The following is an 18,941-nucleotide window of genomic DNA, read 5'->3' as shown; positions in this document are numbered from 1 at the left end:
CCGAGCACGGCATCCGAGGGGAGCGGCGGCACTGCTGCGGGGGCCGGAACCTCTGCCACAAGGCCTCCCTCCGCCGTCCAGTAGATTGAGCCTATGCGAGTACACGTTGCCGATCACCCGCTCATCACGCACAAGCTCACCGTGCTGCGCGACAAGACGACCCCGTCGCCCACCTTCCGCGCTCTGGCCGAAGAGCTCGTGACCCTCCTGGCCTACGAGGCCACGCGCAACGTGACCGTCGTGCCCGTCACGGTCAACACCCCCGTGTCGGAGGCGCAGGGCGTCGCGATCGCCGAGCCGCGGCCGCTCGTGGTGCCGATCCTCCGCGCGGGGCTCGGCATGCTCGAGGGCATGGTGAAGCTCGTGCCGAGCGCCGAGGTCGGCTTCCTCGGCATGGTACGCAACGAGGAGACCCTCGAGCCCACCACCTACGCCGAGCGCCTTCCCGACGACCTCTCCGACCGCCAGTGCTTCGTGCTCGACCCCATGCTCGCCACCGGCGGCTCGCTCTCCGCGGCGATCGAGTTCCTCTTCAAGCGCGGCGCCCAGGATGTCACCGCCATCTGCCTGCTCGGAGCCCCCGAAGGCGTCGCCGCCCTCGAGAAGGCCACCGAGGGCCGGGACGTCACCCTCGTCCTGGGCGCCCTCGACGAGAAGCTCAACGAAAAGGGCTACATAGTCCCAGGCCTGGGCGACGCCGGAGACAGGCTCTACGGCACGGTCTAGCGCCTCCCGAACATCCCACCCTGTCGCGACTCCCGAACATCCCACCAAGCCGCGGGCCGTACCCGACGACCCAAGGTGAGGGCGCGGCCGCGAAGCGACCGCACCCGAACATGTAGCCCGCGCCGCAGAGGCGGCGGCGCGGTTCAAACCTACTCAGCCCGCTTCCGGCGCAGCAGGTCGACGAGACCGATCGCGAGCGCCACGAGGATGAGGCCGAGGGTCACGAAGAAGGCGTTGCGGAAGCCGTCGTGGTAGACCTCGACGTTGTCGGGGTTGCCGGGGCCCTCGCTGTAGAGGGTGGCGAAGAAGATCGACGAGGCCGCCGCCACTCCCACCGCCGTGCCGACGCGCTGCCCCACCTGCGCCATCGAGCCCGCCACACCGCCCTCGGTCACCGGGATCTCGGCGAGCGTGAGGGTCTGGTTGGGTGAGATGACGAATCCGCCTCCCGCCCCGGCCACCGCCATCGCCGCCGCCATGAACCAGATCGAGTACTCGGCGGGCGGCAGCACGGCCCCGAGCAGCACGAGCACGAACCCGACGAACGCCACCACGAGGCCCACCACCACGAGCGAGCGCCCGTACTTCGAGACCAGCCGCCCGCCGATCAGCGCCGTGACGGCCGAGGTGAGGGCGAACGGGATGCTCACCATGCCCGCGAACACCGGCGCGTAGCCGAGGCCCTCCTGCAGGAACAGCGTCGTGAGCAGGAAGACCGCCGGGATCGCGGCGAAGTAGGCCGTGGCCAGCAGCAGCCCGTTGCGGTACGAGCCGAGCGAGAACAGCGCGAAGTGGATGGCGGGCGACTTGCCCGCGGCCTCGTAGCGCCGCTCCCAGGTGATGAAGAGCACGACCGCGACCGCGCATCCGAGAAGCGACAGCCACCGCCACGGACTGTCGTCCGGCCCGCCCGTGGTGAGCACGAACGGGAGCATGAACGCGAACACCGCGATGCCGAGCAGCACGATGCCGATGAGGTCGAGGTTGCGCGCGCCCGGCTGGTGCGGCTGCGCTTTCGGCAGGAGCCAGGCGGCCAGGGCGAGGGCGATCACGCCGAGGGGCACGTTCATCCAGAACAGCAGCCGCCAGCCGTCGGTGGGCCCACCGACCGCGATCAGGAGGCCGCCGAGGGTGGGCCCGAACGCGGTCGAGATGCCGATCACGGCGCCGAAGAGCCCGAACGCGCGGCCTCTTTCCTCACCCTGGAACAGCTGCTGCACGAGCCCCAGCACCTGCGGCATCTGCACGCCGGCGGCGACACCCTGCAGGATGCGCGCGATGAGCAGGGTCTCGATGTCGGGGGCGATGGCGCAGAAGGCGCTCGCGAGGGTGAACCCGCTCAACCCGATGATGAACATGACCTTGCGGGAGTAGAGGTCACCGAGCCGCCCGGCCGGCACGAGCGCGAGACCGAAGGCGAGCGCGTAGCCGGCGACGATCACCTGCAGGGCGGTGGAGTCGGCACCGAGCGACTTCTCGATCGAGGGCAGTCCCACGTTGACCTTCGACAGATCGAGGATCGTGAGAGCGGCCACGGCCACGCACACCCCGAAGGCCTGCCAGCGTGCACGGGACGAGATCGACGGAACCGCGGGAGTGCTCATACGGCACAACCTATACCTGTGCTAACTATCCCGGATGCGCCGGAAGGGTTGACATTGCGCGCTCTGTTCGGGTTAGCTTCTAGGCATGACTGACAACGTGCACGCCCTGACCTCCTTTGAGGCCCTCGGGGATGCCGGCATGATGATGGCCGGCAGCGTCGTCATGTGTTGTCGAATGTGTCGCTGACGAGAATCTCGCCCGCGCCGACCCCTCAGCCCTGACCGGGCTCAGCGAGAGTCGCGCTCTCGGCCCCTGTTCTCGGGGCCGCTTCCGATCCGCATCCGGATCACGAGTACTGACACATCTTCCGGCCCGCATCTCCGGGCCGCTGCCTGAAGGACAACTCCCATGTCGATCGCCCACCTCGCTCCCCGCCCCACCGCTCTCTCCACCGCGGACGCCGCCGCCTCCTCCGCCTCTGTCGCCGCTGTCGCGTCCGGCGCCCCGTCCGCACCCGCTCGCATCCGCGCCGTGCCCGAAGGAACCGAAGCCCGCGGCTTCGTGCTCTACGTCGGCATCGACGAAGACAAGGCCGCCGCCGACGGCACCGACCTCGGCCGCATCGTCGAGGCGCTGAAGGCACTCGCCGCCGAGATCGCCCCCTCCTCGGAGACCTACGCCGCCGTGGCGCTCGCCCCGCGCGGTGCCGGTGGCCGCGACGTCGACGTGGTGCGCCTCGCGTTGCAGGATCCGGCCGCTCTCGCCAAGCAGCGGCAGGCGCCGGACGAGCAGGACCGCGCCCGCGACGGCGTCGTCGTCGACCTCTCGCGGAAGCGCGTTCTGCTCGACAACAACCCCGCGAACCTCACCTACAAGGAGTTCGAGCTGCTGCAGTACCTCGTGCTCCGCGAGGGCCGCACCATCGAGCGCGCCGAGCTCATCACCTCGCTCTGGAGCGCGGGTGACGACGAGGTGCCCAACGAGCGCACCATCGACGTGCACGTGCGGCGCCTGCGCTCGAAGCTCGGCGACTACGAGGACATCGTGCGCACCGTGCGCGGCGTCGGCTACCGCTTCGACCGCCACGCCGACGTCTCGGTGCGGCACACGTCGACCCCCTCCCCCGACCTCTTCTGAGCGGCGTTCTGGGCCCCTGGGCACCCCCCGAACGGGGCGCACAGCCGATTCCCAGGAAAATAACGTTTTGGTAACTAGCGCTCCGTTACCAGACCGTTATATATTCGAAGAGCGGAAGTTGTTTGCTGTGGCAGCTCCCGCGGAATGTGATTGCAGGACACTCTTGGTGCAAGGGAGAGGGCCCGTCGTTAGCCTCTACGACGGGCCCTCAATCATTTAACGGACGTCCCGGAGACACCGCCCCCGCCCGGCCGATACAGTCGCCGCATGACCTCCGAGACCCTCTTCCTGGGAACCGTCCTCACCGTCGACGACGCCCGCCCCCGCGCCAAGGCCCTCCTCGTGCGCGACGGCACGATCGCCGCCGTGGGATCCGAGGCCGAGGTGCGCGCCGCCGTCACCGCAGGCGACCAGCTCGAGACCGTCCTCCTCGGCGAGCGCGCCCTCCTGCCCGGCTTCGTCGAGGCGCACGGGCACCCGAGCGACACCGCCGTGGTGCTCAGCCACTTCATGATCGACATCCGCCCCGTGACGCTGCCGACGGCCGACGGGGTGCGCGCGGCGATCCGCGACGGCGTCACCGCGCATCCGGAGGGCGTCGTGTTCAACGGCTGGGACGGCCTCCTGCAGACGGGCCTCACCGATCCCACCCTCGCCGAGCTCGACGACTGGGGGCGAGGCGCACCGCTCGTCATCCTGCACAACTCGGGCCACGTCGTCTACTTCAACTCCGCGGCCGCGGCGCGCTCCGGCGTCACGCGCGACTCCCCCGACCCCGTGGGATCGCACTGGGACAAGGATGCAGCGGGCGAGCTCACGGGCAAGGGCTTCGAGGTGGGCACCGTATTCGCGCTGCTCAGCCCGGTGCTCGGCGAGGCGGCCCACGAGCTGCCGGCACTCCTCGCGCAGTACCTCGGCTCGCTGAACGCCGTGGGCATCACGACGGTGAGCGACATGAGCTGGGACCACGCCAAGCAGCCCGCTCTCGACGCGACCCGCGCCGCCGCCGGACTCACGGCGCGACTGCGCCTCTACGAGATGTCGGCGCCAGGAGCCCACGCCTCCGTGCCCGTGGCCAACGGCGACGCCCTCGTGCGGCAGACCGGGGTGAAGACGTGGGCCGACGGATCGCCGTGGGTCGGCAACATCCTCATCTCGTTCCCCTACCTCGACACCGAAGGGACCCGCTCGATCGGGGTCGAGCCCGGATCGCACGGCTCGGCCAACTACACCCGGGCGCAGCTCGACGAGGTGGTCGAGCAGTACTTCCCCGAGGGCTGGCAGCTCGCCTGCCACGTGCACGGCGACCTCGCCATCGACCGCGTGCTCGACACATGGGAGGCGATGCTCGAGCGGCATCCGCGGAGCGACCACCGGCTGCGGATGGAGCACGTGGGCGCCATGACGCCCACCCAGTTCGCGCGCGCGGCCGAGCTCGGGGCCACCGTCAGCCTGCTCATCGACCACGTGTACTACTGGGGCGACGTGCTCGTCGACGAGCTGTTCGGCGCCGAGCACGGCGGGCCCTGGGCGAACGCGCGGGCCGCGCTGGACTCGGGGCTCGAGATCTCGCTGCACAACGACGGCACCGTGACCCCCGCCGAGCCGCTCCGCAACATGGCGGTGGCGATGACCCGCACCACGCGCGGCGGCCGGCGCCTGCCCGGAGCCGACGGCGTGAGCTTCGACGAGGCGCTGCGGGCGCAGACGCTCGGAGCCGCCTGGCAGCTGTTCAGCGAGCACGAGGTGGGCAGCCTCGAGGTGGGCAAGCTCGCCGACCTCGTGGTGCTCTCGGCCGACCCCTCCGCCGTGAGCGTCGAGGAGCTGCCGCAGCTCACGGTCGAGCAGACCTGGCTCGGGGGCGTGCGGGTGCACTAGCTGCCCGCGTGCACTCGCTGCGCCGGCGCATCCGCTGGGCCGTGCCAGAATGTAGGCCACCCCTTTGCACCGAGTGTCAGGAGCTGCGATGTCGCCGGAGATCTCGCCCGTGGCCGCCTGGGAGTCGCTGTTCCGCGCCCAGGTCACCGTCATGCGGCAGCTGGCCGCCGAGTTCCCCACCGACATCGTGTCGCTCAACGAGTACGACGTGATGTTCAACCTGTTCATCCAGCCGGACAAGGTGCTGCGCATCCGGGACCTCGGCGAGAAGGTGCTGCTCACGCAGCCCTCGATCAGCCGACTGGTCGACCGGCTGGCGGCCCGCGGCATCCTGGAGAAGTGCGGCGACCCGTCGGACGGGCGCGGCACGCTCGTGGCCCTCACCGAGCACGGGGTGAGCGTGTATCGGAAGGCGGCGGTGCTGCATGCCGAGTCGATCACGGCGCACATGTCGGGGCACCTCACGCCCGACGAGCTCGAGCAGCTCGCGCTGCTCTGCGACAAGCTGCGCACGGGGGTCGCGGGACAGTAAGGGGTGGGCGGCCGCGACTTGGGGCACGCGTGTGTCCGGCCCCAGGTGAGCGAGCGGATGCGCCGGGCCGGGTCGCCGGGTCGTGATCGGGCGGGATCGGCGGCGGGCGGGTTGACTGGGGGCATGAGCTCCTCCCCCACCACGATCGTCTGGCTGCGCGATGACCTGCGGGTGCGCGACAACCCCGCGCTGCACGAGGCCGTGCGGCGGGGCGACCCGATCGTGGTGCTGTACGTGCTCGACGACGAGAGCCCCGGCATCCGGCCCCTCGGGGCTGCCTCGCGGTGGTGGCTGCACCACAGCCTCGAGGCGCTCGCCGCCGAGCTCGACGAGGTGGGCCTTGCTCTCACCCTGCGGCGCGGGCCGGCCGAAGCCGTCGTGCACGGTCTCGTGACGGACGCGGGCGCGACCGCCGTGCTCTGGAACCGGCGCTACGGCGAGGCCGAGCGCACCGTGGACACCGCGCTGAAGAGCTCGCTGCGGGAGGCGGGACTCGAGGTCGAGAGCTTCCAGGGGTCGCTGCTGGCGGAGCCGTGGACCGTGATGACGGGGCAGGGCGGGTGGTACAAGGTGTTCACGCCGTTCTACCGCGCGGTGCTCGCGAAGCCGGCGCCGCGCGCACCGCTTCCCGCCCCGACGGCGGAGGACGGACTGCAGAGCCCGCGGGTCGACTCGGACGAGCTCGGCTCGTGGGGGCTGCTGCCGACGGCGCCCGACTGGGCCGGGGGGCTCCGCGAGCGGTGGCGTCCGGGGTCGGTGGGGGCGCACGAGCGGTTGAGTGCGTTCCTCCGCTCGGGGATCGACGACTACCCCGACGAGCAGGACCTCCCGGCCGAGGACGGCACCTCCGGGCTCTCGCCGCACCTGCGGTTCTGCGAGATCAGTCCGTTCGAGCTGTGGCAGGCGGTCGACCGGCACCGGGCCAGGCGCGGGACTGGGTCGGGGGCGGCGGCCGGGTCGTCGGCGTTCCTGCGGCAGCTCGTCTGGCGGGAGTTCGCCTACCACCTGCTGTTCCACCTGCCCTCCATCACGACCGAGAACATGCGGCCGGAGTTCGACCGGTTCCCGTGGCAGTCGCTGCCCGACGATGAGCTCGAGCGCTGGAAGAAGGGGCGCACCGGCATCCCGCTCGTCGACGCCGGCATGCGGGAGCTGTGGCAGACGGGGGTGATGCACAACCGGGTGCGGATGGTGACGGCGTCGTTCCTGGTGAAGAACCTGCGGGTCGACTGGCGGGTCGGTGAGGCGTGGTTCTGGGACACGCTTGTCGATGCCGATCCGGCGTCGAACGCGCTGAACTGGCAGTGGGTGGCGGGGTCGGGGCCGGATGCGGCGCCGTACTTCCGGGTGTTCAACCCCGAGCTGCAGGCGTCGAAGTTCGATGCGGCCGGGCAGTACGTGGCGCGCTACGTGCCCGAGGTCGGAACGGAGGCGTATCCGGCGCCGATGGTCGACCTGAAGTCCTCGCGGGCGGCGGCGCTCGCCGCGTACGCGACGATCCGGTAGGGGGCCGCGGGCGCCTCGACCCCGCGGCGAGCTCCCCGCGCCTCGCTCCCCGCCCCCGCCCCGCTTCGCCCACTTGACACAAGATGTGCCAAGTCGAGCTCTTTGGGCGCACCTTCTGTCAAGTCGGCGAGCCGGGTGGGTGTCGAGCGGTACGGCCGCTCCTCCACTTGACACAAGATGTGCCAAGTCGACCGATTTGAGCGCATCTACTGTCAAGTCGGTGAGCCGCGTGGGCGGCGGGCGGCACGGCCCCTCCCCCACTTGACACAAGATGTGCCAAGTCAAGCGTTTTGAGCGCATCTACTGTCAAGTGGGGGGCGATGGGTGGAGGCGTGCGGGTGGGATGGCGGGCATGACCGCACGGCAGGCACGTCCGCGGTGGCCCGCCGCTCGGTGGTCAGCCGCCGCCGCGCAGGTCGACCGCGCGGGGGCTGCGTCGCAGGCGTCCCGACGCGCAGGATGACGACCCCGCGCAAGACGGACCCGCGCGGGGCCGCCCCACCCGCTCAGTACCCGGCGAACTGGTCCGTGCGGATGCGGCGGGCGCCCGCCTTGCGGAGCTCCGTCGACACGTGGTCGACGTAGCCGGGAGGGCCCGAGACGTAGGCGCGACGCGACTCCACGTCGCCCACCGCCGTGCGGAGCAGCTCGGCGGTCACCCGGCCCGAGCCGAGGTACTCCCAATGCTCGGGCAGCCCCTCCGGCCGCATGGGCGCCAACACGAGCACCCGGATGCCCGTGGCCGCGAGCTCCGGCAGGAACGCGAGCTCGTCGGGCCCCGACACCGAGTACACCAGCACCACGTCGGAGGGCTCCGACCCGCCATCACGGCCCAGGAGCTGCGACACGAACGGGGTCACACCGATGCCGCCCGCCGCCAGCAGCAGCGGAACCGAGGTGTCGGCCGGCAGCAGGAAGTCGCCTCCGACCCACGTTGCCCGCACCGACGCACCCCGCTCGAGCCCCACGAGCGCCGTCTTGAACGAGCTCGACGGATCCGAGAGCTTCACCCCCACACTGAGAGGGGCGGCCGACGCCGACGCACCCGACGCGATGCTGAACATCCGTCGCGTGCCCCGCGAGTCGACCTTCCGGTGCGGCAGCGCCAGCTCGAGGTACTGCCCCGGCACGAACCGCACCGGTGCCGAAGGCTCGAAGTCGAACGCCGCGCTCGTGGGGGTGAGCGCGCGCGAGCCGAGGTAGCGCATCCGCACACCCCGCCGCTGCCCGAAGGTGAACGCCACGATGTTGCCCACCACGAGAGCGATCTCGGGCGAGGAGTAGACGGGCCCGATCTGGAACGGGAACGACAGCAGCACGGCCACCACCCCCGCCACCGCGAACTGCTGCCACCGGCGCGGCGGCAGTGTGAGCGGCTCGCTCAGCATGAAGCCGGCGAGGAACACCACCGGGAACGACCCCAGCGCGAGCCAGAGCGCATCCGGAGCGGCGGTTCCGAGCAGCATCATGCGCCCCGTGATGAGCAGGGTGGCCACCACGATGAACCCGACGCCGAGCGTGAGCTTGCGCGTGCGGTAGAGCACGAGGAACGCGCCGATCGCCACGAACGGCAGCAGCAGCGGGGTCGCCACCCACCAGCCCGAAGGGTTCAGCGTGGTGACCGACATGACGACGGCGGCGGCCGCCACCGGGTTCAGCAGGTGCCGGCCCCGGATGGCGATGAGGAACTTCGACGCCGATGCCACGACCGCCGTGAGCGCGAGCAGCGCGAGGCCGCCCGGATCGGCGGTGGGGATGAAGACGAAGAAGATCAGCAGCCCGGTGATGACGGCCGACGGCAGGTGCGGCACGGTACGGAAGAGCCGGGCGAAGAGCCAGCTCGAGATCACCGTCGCGACGACGGCCACCGCGATGCTCGCCAGGAGCGCGAGCGGGCTGTAGAAGATCTGGCCCACGAGACTGCCGATGAGCGCGACCACCGCGATGGCGACGAGCGCCACCACGATGAGGTTGTACATCGTGATGCGGCCGATCAGCGTGTCGAGTCGTGCTTTCATGTGAAGAGCTCCCCTGGGAAGTCGCGCGAGATCTCCGCGCGGCCGTCGGCGTACATGCGTACATAGCTGAAGTGGAATGTCTCGGCGAGGCGGTGCGCGCCGGTGAAGAAGAGGGCGGTGGCGAGTCCGTCGGCCAGGGCGGTGGGTGCGGATCCGGTGCCGTTCGTGACGACCCAGGTCGCGATGACCTCGCGCGCCGGGCTGCCTGTGCGGCCGTCGACGATGTGGTGGAGCCCGTCGCCCCAGGCACGGCGGTTGCTCGCGGAGGCGCAAAGCGACGCGTTCTCGAGGGTCGCGACCCCGATGGCCTTCGAAGGGTCGAGCGGATGCTCCAGGCCGATCCGCACGGACGCCGGGCCCGCGTGCACCAGGTCGCCACTGGCATCCACCACGAACTCGGCGTGACCGTGCCCGCGCAGCACGCCCGCCACGAGGTCGACGAGGTAGCCCTTGCCGGCGGCGCCCACGTCGATGACCGCCGGAGCCGTGGTGATGGTGCGGCCGTGCCGGGTGACATCGGTGGCCCAGGCGGAGCGCGCGAACGAACCCGAACCCTGAGCCGGGATCGGCCCAGCATCCGACGCAGGCCGCAGCGAGTAGTCGCGGTCGTAGCCGAGCAGCTCGAGGTCGCGCCCCACGAGCGGGTCGACGGCACCGGCCGTGGCCGCTGCGAGCCGGTCGTAGAGCTCGAACAGCACGGCGGAGTCGGCCGGGAACTCGTAGCTGCCCGCGGTCTCGGCCGAGGCGATCGCCGTGACGAGCGAGTCGTCGCGGAAGCGCGAGTACACCCGGTCGAACTCCTCGATGCGCGAGAGTACAGCGGCCTTCTCAGAGGAACGCAGCGGCGCGGGGGTCTCGATCTGCCACGAGGTGCCGATCGCCTCGAACGCGAAGACGGACGCCACCGGAGCGGCCACCGCTAGGACGCTTCGCTCTTGATGGTCTCGACGGCCTCGTTGAAGCCGCCGCTGGTGAGGCTCGATCCGGCGACGCGCGACACCTCGATCTCGTCGATGCTCTGGCCCACCACGACCGCCGCGATGCCGTCGGCGAACTGGTTCTGGTAGTTGACGGAGTTGGGGTTGGTGGCCTCGGGGGTCACGGTCACGGCGGTGATGATGTCGCTCTCGAGCGTGATCGAGACGTCGACCTCCTCCTGGCCGTTGGGCGAGGTGTAGCTGCCGGTGGCCTCGTAGGTGCCGTCGGTGTAGGTGCCGGAGCCCTCCGCGGGCGCCTCCGCAGCACCGGTGGGGGCGGGGGTTCCGGAGTCGGCCGAGCTGCTCGGCGCACTCGTGGCGGCACTCGTGGGCGCGGAACCGGTGGAGGCGGTGGTGTCGGTGGCGCACCCGGCGAGGGCGACGCCGATGGACAGGCCGGTCATCGAGGCGAGGGCGATCTTCTTGTGGCGGGTGTTCATGATGCTCCCTGTCGTGCTGCGGTCGGTCGGTCGTGCGGACGGGTTCGAACGTATTGATCGAGGCTGGCAGGCCGCTCTGAGGGGTCTATGCGTGCTCTTTGACACCTCGAAGCCGCCGTCGTCCTCATCCGGGGTCAACGGAGAGGGGTGCGAAAACGTTCAGTGCCGACTCAGGGCGGGTTCGGCGCGGGCTCAGTCGCCCGACCGTCGCCGCAGCCGCAGGCGTCGCAGCGTGCTGATGGCGCGCTGCTCGGGCAGACTCCAGCCGAAGCGCACCGCGAGCAGCCGGATGACCGTGGTCACGATCACGCAGCCGACCCCGCCGAACTCGACCGTCATCCCGGCCGCCGTCGACACCGCGAGGAACACCGCCCCGGCGCCCGCCGCCACGGCGTAGAGCGAGCCGACGTGCATGACGCCGATCGGCATCCCGAGCAGCATGTCGCGCAGGATGCCTCCTCCCACGGCGGCCACCATGCCCACGAAGATCGCGGGCACCATGGGCAGCCCGAGGGCGAGGGCCTTGCTCGTGCCGATGGCGCAGAAGAGGCCGAGACTCACGGCGTCGAGGATGGTGATGGAGACGTTCAGCCGCGAGAACAGGCGCTCGAGCAGCATGCCCACGAGCGCGGCGAGCACGGCGACGGGGATGAACCAATTGTTCGACAGCGACACCGGGGTCTGGTTGAGCAGCAGGTCGCGGAGCATTCCGCCGCCGGTTCCCGCCACGAGGCCGATGACGCCGACCCCCAGCAGGTCGAGGCGGCGGTCTTTGAACTGCGCCGCGAACATGGCGCCCTGCACGCTGCCGAGGCCCGTGGCGGCGAGGTCGAGCCAGAACGGGGTGATGAACTGCTCGGCGACCATGCTCCATGAATAGCACGGCCGCGCCGGATCAGCGGAACGCGAGGATCTCCGGCCCCCAGGCCTCGCGCACGACTCCGTCGGGATCGTGCTCCACGCTGTCGTCCTTGTCGATGATGAGCGTGCTCCTGGCGTGCTCGTCGTAGGGCGGCCAGGTCGGCTCCGGAGCAGCCGTGCGCGCGAACGCGAGCCAGTGCGCCTGCATGCGCTCGCTCACCCGCAGGGCTTCGGCCCGGCCGCCGAGACGGAACACGAGATCCTTGCCCCAGGGCGCGAACGAGCCGAAGACGTAGGCGAGCTCGGCCGCGTGGGTGGCTCCGATGCCCGTGATGCGCAGGAGCGGTGTGGCGTGGTCGAAGCGGTACATCCAGGTGGGCGCGTGGCGGCTGTGCGCCTCGGCGAGCCAGATCGAGGGCATCCGGAACCCCGCGTCACGCGAGACCTCGGCGGGAGTCGACCGCCGCGGGTAGGCCGGGTAGGCGGCCGTGATGCGCTCGGCGGCGTCTTCGAACTCGGGCCGGTCGCTCGCGATCTCGAGGAACATCTGCTTCACCGCCTCGGGGGTGATCGGCAGGAGCGGCGAGCGCATGAGCTTGAAGAACGACGACTCGTCGCGGTTGGTGCCGATGATGAGCGGGATGCGTGGGGCGCGGCCCTCGCGGAACACCGTGAGCGGGTACTCCGGCAGCACGTCGTCGCCGTGCATCGGCGCGAGCGCGAGGGTTCCCGGCACCTCGCCGGAGACCTCGTGCACGAGCTCGCCCCCGGCGTCGACGAGGGCGAACGGATCGAGCTCCACCAGCCGGTGGGCGTCGGCGGGCTCGATGCCGACGATGCCGAGGAAGCGCCGGGCGACGGCGGCCGCCCGGTCGCGGCCGTAGACGCTCGTGACGGGAGCGCTCTGCGCGATGGCGCGGTGGAAGAGCCCGTCGGCGAGCGGGGACGCCATGAGCGCGATGACGCACGCACCCCCGGCGGACTCCCCGAACAGCGTGATGTTGCCGGGGTCGCCGCCGAACGCCGCGACGTTCTCCCGCACCCACTCGAGGGCGGCGATCTGGTCGCGGAGGCCGAGGTTGGAGTCGAAGGCAGCGCTCTCGCCGGCCGCTGAGGCAGACGTGGTCTCGCCGCTCTCGGCGACCGTCGTGAAGTCGACGAACCCGATGACACCGAGCCGGTAGTTGAGGCTCACCACCACGACGTCGCCCTCGGAGGCGAGGTTGCGGCCGTCGTAGAAGCGCTGGGCCGTGGAGCCCTGGAAGTAGCCGCCGCCGTGGATCCACACCATCACGGGCTTCGACCCCGGCGCCGCTCCCGCGGGTGCCCAGACGTTGACGGTGAGGCAGTCCTCCGAGACGCCGACGCCCGGCACGACCTCCATCGACTTGAGCACGCGCTGGGGCGCCATCGGCCCGAAGCGGGTGGCGGGGCGCGTGCCCTCCCAGGGCTCAGGGGGCTGCGGGCGCCGGAAACGGAGGGGGCCCACGGGGGCCGCCGCGAAGGGGATGCCCTTCCAGCTCAGCACCGTGCGGCCTGGATCGTCGTGACCCGTGGCCTCCCGGTCGCGGGGATCGCGCTTGCGCTCGCGCATTCCGCGCACGGCCCCCGCCGTGGTCTGCCGGATCAGGGACTCGGTGCCTGCTCGCGTCATGCCCGAATGCTATCGAGCGCGTCTGGACGGACGGCCAGCGTGCCGGGGGGAGCACCCCTGACGGAGCGGCCACCGCCGTCAGCCCCGCCGTCAGCGCGTCCGCGTCCGCGGCAGCACAGGCAGGTCCTTCACCGCCGGGCCCTCGATCCGCGCCCCGTCGGCCGCGAACCGGGAGGCGTGCAGCGGGCAGTCCCAGCTGCGCTCGGCGTCGTTCCACTCGAGCACACCGCCGAGATGCGGGCACACGGCCCGCACGGCGCAGGTCACGCCGTCGACCGTCGAGATCCCCACGGGCACTCCGCGGGAGGCCGCCACGACGCCCTCCCCCTCGGCCGGCCGGGGAACCGGGACCGGCCGCGTCGAGGCGCCCAGCCATCCGCGGGTCATCGAGACGCCGACGATCGCGCCGTCCTTCGCCCCGCGGCCGAGGTCGGCCGGCTTCGTGATGCGCGTGCCGAGCACCCGGTGCCAGTGCCGCCGTTCGACCCGCGGCACGCCCAGGATCTCGTCGCGGAGCCGCAGCGCCGCCGCGACGCCGTTGGTGAGGCCCCACTTGGCGTAGCCCGTGGCGAGGTAGACCCGCCCGCGTCCGCGTGGCAGGAGACCGACGAACGGGATGAGGTTGTGCGACTCGTAGTCCTGCGCAGACCAGCTGTGGGTGAGCCGGGCATCCGGGTGGATCGAGCGGGCGAACTCCGCGAGGTCGTCGAGGCGCTGCTGCTCGCTGAAGTCGCCGGGGCGGCCCACCGGATGCCCGTTGCCGCCGAGCACGAGGAGGTCGCCGGAGTCGCGCCCGATCAGGCGGGCCGGCGCGGTGCGGATCGACCGGGAACGATCCGGGTCGTCGTCGCCGATCGAGAGGAACATGCCCTCGGAGAGACCCTCGGTGCCCGCATCCGGGACCTCGAAGGAGGCGCCGTACGAGCGGAGGCCGTGCGTCTTGGAGAAGTAGAGACCGCGATCGAGGATGGGCGTGGCCGTGGCGAGCACGACCGTGCGGCCCTGCACCTCGCCGCGCGTCGTGCGCACCCGGCACGGCTCGGAGGCGGTGACCCCCACCACGCGCGTGCCGTCGTGGATGCGGCCGCCGGCCGCGACGAACGCCGCCGCGAGGGCTCCGAGCGCCTCCATGGCGTCGAACTGGGCCTGCCCCGGCAGAGCGACGCCGTAGGCGAAGGGGAACGGGACGTCGACCTCCTGGCCGCCCTCGACGATGGTGGCCGGAAGGCCCGCCTCCCGGGCGGCGCGGTGCTCGGCCTCCACGGCGGAGGCGGAGTCGCCCCCGGCCTGCTGCGCGTAGCTGTAGGCCGTGCGGCGCTCGACCTGCACGCCCGCGCGCTCACAGAACTCCAGCAGCCACTCCTGGCCGTCGCGGTTGCTGTCGACGTAGGCCTCGAGCACCCGCTTGGAGTGGTGCCGGCGGATGGTGGAGAGCCGGCTGCCCTGCAGCAGCGAGATCTTGCCGGTCGTGTTGCCCGTGGCGAGCGCCCCCACGTCCTCCGCCTCGAGCACGACGACCGAGCGCCCGGCCTCGGCGAGCATGAGCGCGGTGCTGAGGCCCGTGATGCCGGCGCCGACCACGACGTCGTCGTAGACGATCCCCGCCACGAACGGCTGGGTCGGGATCGGCTCCCGCCCGCTCCGCCACAGCGATCGGGCCCGGAAGAGGGCGGTGCCGGTGCGGTCGTCGGAGTCGGTGGTCATCTCCCCAGTGAACTCCCGCGACGCCCTGAGCGGCACGGCCGATCGGCACGGCTCGCCACGGCCCGGCGATCGTGTCTACGGTGGAACCGCACGCCACGACACCTGAGGAGACACCATGTCCGACCCCATCGACCGCGCCGACGAGGACATCCTCGACACCCCCATCCCCGAAGACCCCGAGTCGGTCGACCCCGGCGAGGCCGAGGACATCGACGACGACGCCACGGTGACCGACGAAGAGGACGTCGACCCCGTCTTCGACGACGACGTCGAGGTCCTCAACGACAACCTCGGCTACGAGGAGTAGGCGGCCGTGGAGTAGGCGGCAGAAACCCGCTCTACCCCCGCGAGGAGGCCCGTGCCCGCTGCGAGGCGCGGGCCTCTTCGGCCGCCTCCGCCTTCGCATCCGACTCGGCGAACGAGCCGGTGCGCGCCTGGCCCGCCTTCTGCAGGGTCTCGGGCAGGAACATGATGCCGATCAGCCCGATCACGCTGAGCACCACGAGGTAGCCGGCCACGAGCCACGGCGTGCCGCCGGAGATCGAGACGAGCCAGGTGGCCACGAGCGGGGCGGTGCCGCCCACGAGCGCGGCGGGGATCTCGCGGGAGATGGCGATGCCCGACCAGCGCATGTTCGTGGGGAACACCTCGGCCAGGAGTGCCGCCGAGACGCCGATGGTGGCGCCCTGGATGATCGCGAGGCCGAGCACGAGGCCGATCCCGATGAGGATGGTCGACTCGGTGAGATAGAGCATGAACATCGGGTAGGCGAAGACGATCGCGAAGATCGCGGCCCCGATGAGCACGGGCTTCCGGCCGATCCGGTCGGCGAGCCTGCCGAACAGCAGGGCGGCGGGGATGGTGAGGAGCTCGGCCACGATCAGGCCGATGAGTGCCGAGGTGGGCTCCACGGTGAGCGTGCCGGTCATGTACGAGATCGAGAACGTCTGCACCACGTAGACCCACGGCAGCGCGAAGACGAACAGCGCCATGCCGGGCAGCAGCACCCGCCAGTGGCTGCGCACGGCCTCGACGAGCGGGGCGCTCTTCACGACGCCCTCCTGCTCGGCGTGCTCGAACGCGGCCGTCTCCTTCACCCGCAGGCGGAAGTAGAGCGCGAAGGCCACGATCACGATGCTCGCGATGAAGGGCAGCCGCCAGCCCCAGGCGAGGAACACCTCGGGCGGCATGACGGCGGTGAGGATGGCGAAGGTGGCCGTGGCGAGCGCCATGCCCACGTAGACGGCGCCGCCCGGGAAGCCCGCCGTGAAGGCGCGGTTCTTGGTGCCGGCCGACTCGCTCGCCATGGTCATCGCCCCGGCGAACTCGGCGCCGGCGCCCGCGCCCTGGAAGATGCGCAGCACGATGAGGGCGATCGGAGCCCAGATGCCGATGGACTCCGTGGTCGGCAGCAGGCCGATCAGCGTCGTCGCGATGCCCATGGTGAGCAGCGTCACGAGGAGGGTCGCCTTCCGCCCCACCTTGTCGCCGAAGTGGGCGAAGATCAGGCCGCCGATCGGGCGGGCGCCGAAGCCCACGGCGAAGGTCGCGAACGCACCGAGCGTGCCGGCCACACCGCCGTCGCCGAAGAAGAGGGGCGCGAACACGAGCGCCGATGCGAGGCCGTAGAGCATGAAGTCGTACCACTCGATGACGGTGCCGACCGAGCTTCCGATGATGGCGTGACGACGCTGCTGGCGGGAGTCGAGTCCTGCCGCGTCGATGTCGTTGTGAACTGCCATGACACTCCTTCGTGCGTAGGGCCTTGGTGCGGGGGCGAGCCGTGGTGCGGGAAGCGGATGCGCGGTGGCGCGGCCCCAGACTAACCACGACGCCCGTCGGCCTCCCATGTGCCGATCGCACACCATTCGTTCGTTCCGGTGAATGATGTACCCATGAGCATCGACGCCACGACCGCCGTGACCACACTGCTGGAGGCCGCCCAGGGCGACTCCGGCCGCAGCACGGCGGAGCTCTACGACGCCCTCGCGGCCGTGGGCATCGTGGGCGACGACGGACGCCGGCTCGCCGACGCCGTGGGCCGCGCCCAGCGCGAGCACGTGCGGCTGCGGCGGCGCGAGCAGGAGCTCACGGCGCTCTTCTCGAGTGCGCGCGAGCTCGCGGAGGTGCGCGAGAGCGCCGCGCTGCTCGACCGGCTCGTGGAGCGCGCCCACGACATGATGGGCAGCGACCTCACCTACCTCTCCGAGTTCGACCCGGTGACCCGGGAGCTCAACGTGCGCACCACGACCGGATCGGTGAGCCCCGCCTTCCGCACGCTGCGGGTGCCGCCCGGGCGGGGACTCGCGAGCGTCGTGGTCGAGACGCGGGCACCGCTCACCGTGCTGCGCTACGACGAGTACCGCGAGGAGCGGCACGACCCCTCGATCGACGCCGCGGTCAACGCCGAGGGGATCGTCTCGATGCTCGGCGTGCCGATGCTCTCGGGCGACGACGTGCTCGGCGTGCTGTTCGTGGCCACCCGCGCCGAGTACAGCTTCGCGCCCGAGCAGATCGCGCTGCTCTCGGCCCTCGCCGACCACGCCTCGATCGTGCTGCAGACCGCCCGCACCCTGCGGAGCCTGCAGCGCTCGGAGGACGAGGCGAGGCGCGCCCTCGACCGGCTCACCGAGCACCTCGCCGAGCGCGACCGCTCGAACACCGTGCACCAGGAGCTCGTGCACGCGGTGCTCGCGGGCGGCGGCTTCGCCCCGCTCGCCGGCACCCTCTCGTCGGCCCTCCGCCGGGCCGTCGCGGTGATCGACGAGCACGGCGTCGTGATCGCGGCCGCGGGCGGCTTCCTCGACCGGGGCGCGCTCGAGCTCGACGCGGAGACCAGGGCGGCGGTGGAGGAGAGCCGGCACTCGGGGCACTGCGTGCTGCTCGGCGAGCAGGGCGCGGTGCGCGCGGTGTCGGCGCTCGTGGCCGGCACCCAGCGCTTCGGCGCCGTGCTGCTCGGCGACGGCGAGTTCGCGCTCGGCCCCGTCGACCGCCGCACCATCGAGCGCGCCGCCCAGGTGGGTGCACTCCTCGCCCTGCAGCAGCAGGCCGTCGCCGAGGCCGAGCACCGGGTGCAGAGCGAGCTCGTGGCCGAGCTGCTGGCGGCCGACCCGCAGCGGCGGGGCGACGTGGAGCGCCGTGCCAGGAGGCTCGGCGTGGTGGTCGACGAGCTCGACTCGCTCACCGCCTTCTCGGTGCCCGGGGAGCACCGGGCCGCCGCCTCGCGCGCCCTCGCCGGGCTCGTGGGGCCGCGCGGCCTCGTGGGCGAGTACAACGGGCTCGTGGTGGTGCTCGCCCCGGGTTCCGGATCGGTTCCTGACGGCGGGCCTCGCGACGCCGCCGGGGGCCCCGACCCCCAGCCGGCAGCCCCAGGCGCCGACGAGCTCCGGATGCGCGCCGCCGCGGCCGTCAGCGCTCCGGTTCTCGCCGTGCGGGCCCCGCGCTCTGCCGACCTCGTCTCAGCGTTCGAGGCCGCACGCCGCACCGCGCGCCTGCTCGCCGCGCTCGGGGTCGACGACCTCCTCGCCGACACCGACGACTACCTGCCCTACTCGGCCGTCCTCGACACCGACGAGCGGGCGCTCCGCTCCTTCATCGACGGCACCATCGGCGCTGTGCGGCGCTACGACGACGACCGGGGCACCGAGCTCCTCCGCACCCTCCGCGCCTTCGTGCGCTGCAACGCGAGCCCCACCCGCACGGCCCGGCACCTCACCTTCCACACCAACACGATCCTGCAGCGCCTCGACCGGCTCGACCGCGTGCTCGGCGACGACTGGCGGGGTGACGAGCGGCTCTTCCGACTCGGCATCGCCGTGCGCCTCGACGAGCTCCGTGATCAGCTCGTCGGCGCGGCACCGCCACGCTGACGGCGCATGGGTGATTCCTCCATGATCTCCCCGGATGCGTGAGCGATCGCTCCATAGGGCGCCGTGATCCCTGTCGATACCGTCGTAGGAGCGC

The 18,941-nt window shown here is 71.6% G+C and carries 15 protein-coding genes; 7 read left to right on the top strand and 8 right to left on the bottom strand.

Annotated elements, in window-relative coordinates:
• Window positions 1–93 precede the first annotated feature (93 nt).
• Window positions 94–726 carry a uracil phosphoribosyltransferase gene (gene upp / locus Q0D57_RS07395; RefSeq protein ID WP_259530011.1) on the top strand — a complete coding sequence of 211 codons (633 nt, stop codon included), beginning with the start codon at window positions 94–96 and terminating at the stop codon, window positions 724–726.
• A gap of 149 nt (window positions 727–875) precedes the next feature.
• Here the strand turns inward: upp and Q0D57_RS07390 are convergent, their stop codons facing one another.
• Window positions 876–2,330 carry an MFS transporter gene (locus tag Q0D57_RS07390; RefSeq protein ID WP_291040539.1) on the bottom strand — a complete coding sequence of 485 codons (1,455 nt, stop codon included), beginning with the start codon at window positions 2,328–2,330 and terminating at the stop codon, window positions 876–878.
• 349 nt (window positions 2,331–2,679) lie between these two features.
• Between Q0D57_RS07390 and Q0D57_RS07385 the strand changes: the two genes are divergently transcribed.
• The 4 genes from Q0D57_RS07385 (at window position 2,680) to Q0D57_RS07370 (ending at window position 7,324) form a co-directional block, all read left to right on the top strand.
• Entirely contained in the window at window positions 2,680–3,408 is a 729-nt protein-coding gene (locus Q0D57_RS07385) for a winged helix-turn-helix domain-containing protein (protein WP_291040536.1), read from the top strand.
• Window positions 3,409–3,675: 267 nt separating this feature from the next.
• On the top strand, window positions 3,676–5,286 hold the full coding sequence (locus Q0D57_RS07380) for an amidohydrolase (protein ID WP_291040531.1): 1,611 nt from the start codon (window positions 3,676–3,678) through the stop codon (window positions 5,284–5,286).
• An 88-nt stretch (window positions 5,287–5,374) separates the two neighbouring features.
• Window positions 5,375–5,818, top strand: a complete 444-nt coding sequence (locus Q0D57_RS07375; protein ID WP_291040527.1) for a MarR family winged helix-turn-helix transcriptional regulator — start codon at window positions 5,375–5,377, stop codon at window positions 5,816–5,818.
• Window positions 5,819–5,941: 123 nt separating this feature from the next.
• A complete protein-coding gene (locus tag Q0D57_RS07370; RefSeq protein WP_291040521.1) occupies window positions 5,942–7,324 on the top strand; it encodes a deoxyribodipyrimidine photo-lyase in 1,383 nt (460 codons plus the stop codon).
• A 506-nt stretch (window positions 7,325–7,830) separates the two neighbouring features.
• Here Q0D57_RS07370 and Q0D57_RS07365 read toward each other — a convergent pair.
• The 6 genes from Q0D57_RS07365 to Q0D57_RS07340 all read right to left on the bottom strand — a co-directional run bounded on the left by Q0D57_RS07365 (window position 7,831) and on the right by Q0D57_RS07340 (window position 14,978).
• Entirely contained in the window at window positions 7,831–9,342 is a 1,512-nt protein-coding gene (locus Q0D57_RS07365; protein ID WP_291040518.1) for an oxidoreductase, read from the bottom strand.
• A complete protein-coding gene (locus tag Q0D57_RS07360; RefSeq protein ID WP_291040514.1) occupies window positions 9,339–10,259 on the bottom strand; it encodes an FAD:protein FMN transferase in 921 nt (306 codons plus the stop codon). Before Q0D57_RS07360 ends, Q0D57_RS07365 begins: the two co-directional genes overlap by 4 nt.
• 2 nt (window positions 10,260–10,261) lie before the next feature.
• Window positions 10,262–10,759 carry a hypothetical protein gene (locus tag Q0D57_RS07355; RefSeq protein ID WP_291040510.1) on the bottom strand — a complete coding sequence of 166 codons (498 nt, stop codon included), beginning with the start codon at window positions 10,757–10,759 and terminating at the stop codon, window positions 10,262–10,264.
• A 192-nt stretch (window positions 10,760–10,951) separates the two neighbouring features.
• A complete protein-coding gene (locus tag Q0D57_RS07350) occupies window positions 10,952–11,626 on the bottom strand; it encodes a TRIC cation channel family protein (protein WP_291040507.1) in 675 nt (224 codons plus the stop codon).
• 28 nt (window positions 11,627–11,654) lie between these two features.
• Window positions 11,655–13,274, bottom strand: a complete 1,620-nt coding sequence (locus Q0D57_RS07345) for a carboxylesterase/lipase family protein (RefSeq protein ID WP_291040489.1) — start codon at window positions 13,272–13,274, stop codon at window positions 11,655–11,657.
• Between the two features lie 90 nt (window positions 13,275–13,364).
• Window positions 13,365–14,978 (bottom strand): FAD-dependent oxidoreductase, encoded by a 1,614-nt coding sequence (locus Q0D57_RS07340; RefSeq protein WP_291040486.1) that lies wholly within the window; start codon window positions 14,976–14,978, stop codon window positions 13,365–13,367.
• Between the two features lie 115 nt (window positions 14,979–15,093).
• Between Q0D57_RS07340 and Q0D57_RS07335 the strand changes: the two genes are divergently transcribed.
• The gene (locus Q0D57_RS07335) at window positions 15,094–15,285 is read left to right on the top strand and encodes a hypothetical protein (protein WP_291040482.1); all 192 of its coding nucleotides are present in this window, start codon (window positions 15,094–15,096) and stop codon (window positions 15,283–15,285) included.
• 31 nt (window positions 15,286–15,316) lie between these two features.
• Here the strand turns inward: Q0D57_RS07335 and Q0D57_RS07330 are convergent, their stop codons facing one another.
• A complete protein-coding gene (locus Q0D57_RS07330; protein ID WP_291040479.1) occupies window positions 15,317–16,720 on the bottom strand; it encodes an MFS transporter in 1,404 nt (467 codons plus the stop codon).
• Between the two features lie 153 nt (window positions 16,721–16,873).
• Here Q0D57_RS07330 and Q0D57_RS07325 point away from each other — a divergent pair, with 153 nt between their 5' ends.
• A complete protein-coding gene (locus Q0D57_RS07325; RefSeq protein WP_291040475.1) occupies window positions 16,874–18,847 on the top strand; it encodes a helix-turn-helix domain-containing protein in 1,974 nt (657 codons plus the stop codon).
• The last annotated feature ends 94 nt before the right edge of the window (window positions 18,848–18,941 follow it).

Origin of the sequence: Herbiconiux sp. (assembly GCF_023264895.1) — a bacterium.
In the GTDB taxonomy this organism is placed as follows: Bacteria; Actinomycetota; Actinomycetes; order Actinomycetales; family Microbacteriaceae; genus Herbiconiux.
Note: the sequence above shows the minus strand (reverse complement) of the source record. Positions and strands in the feature narration are given on the sequence as shown.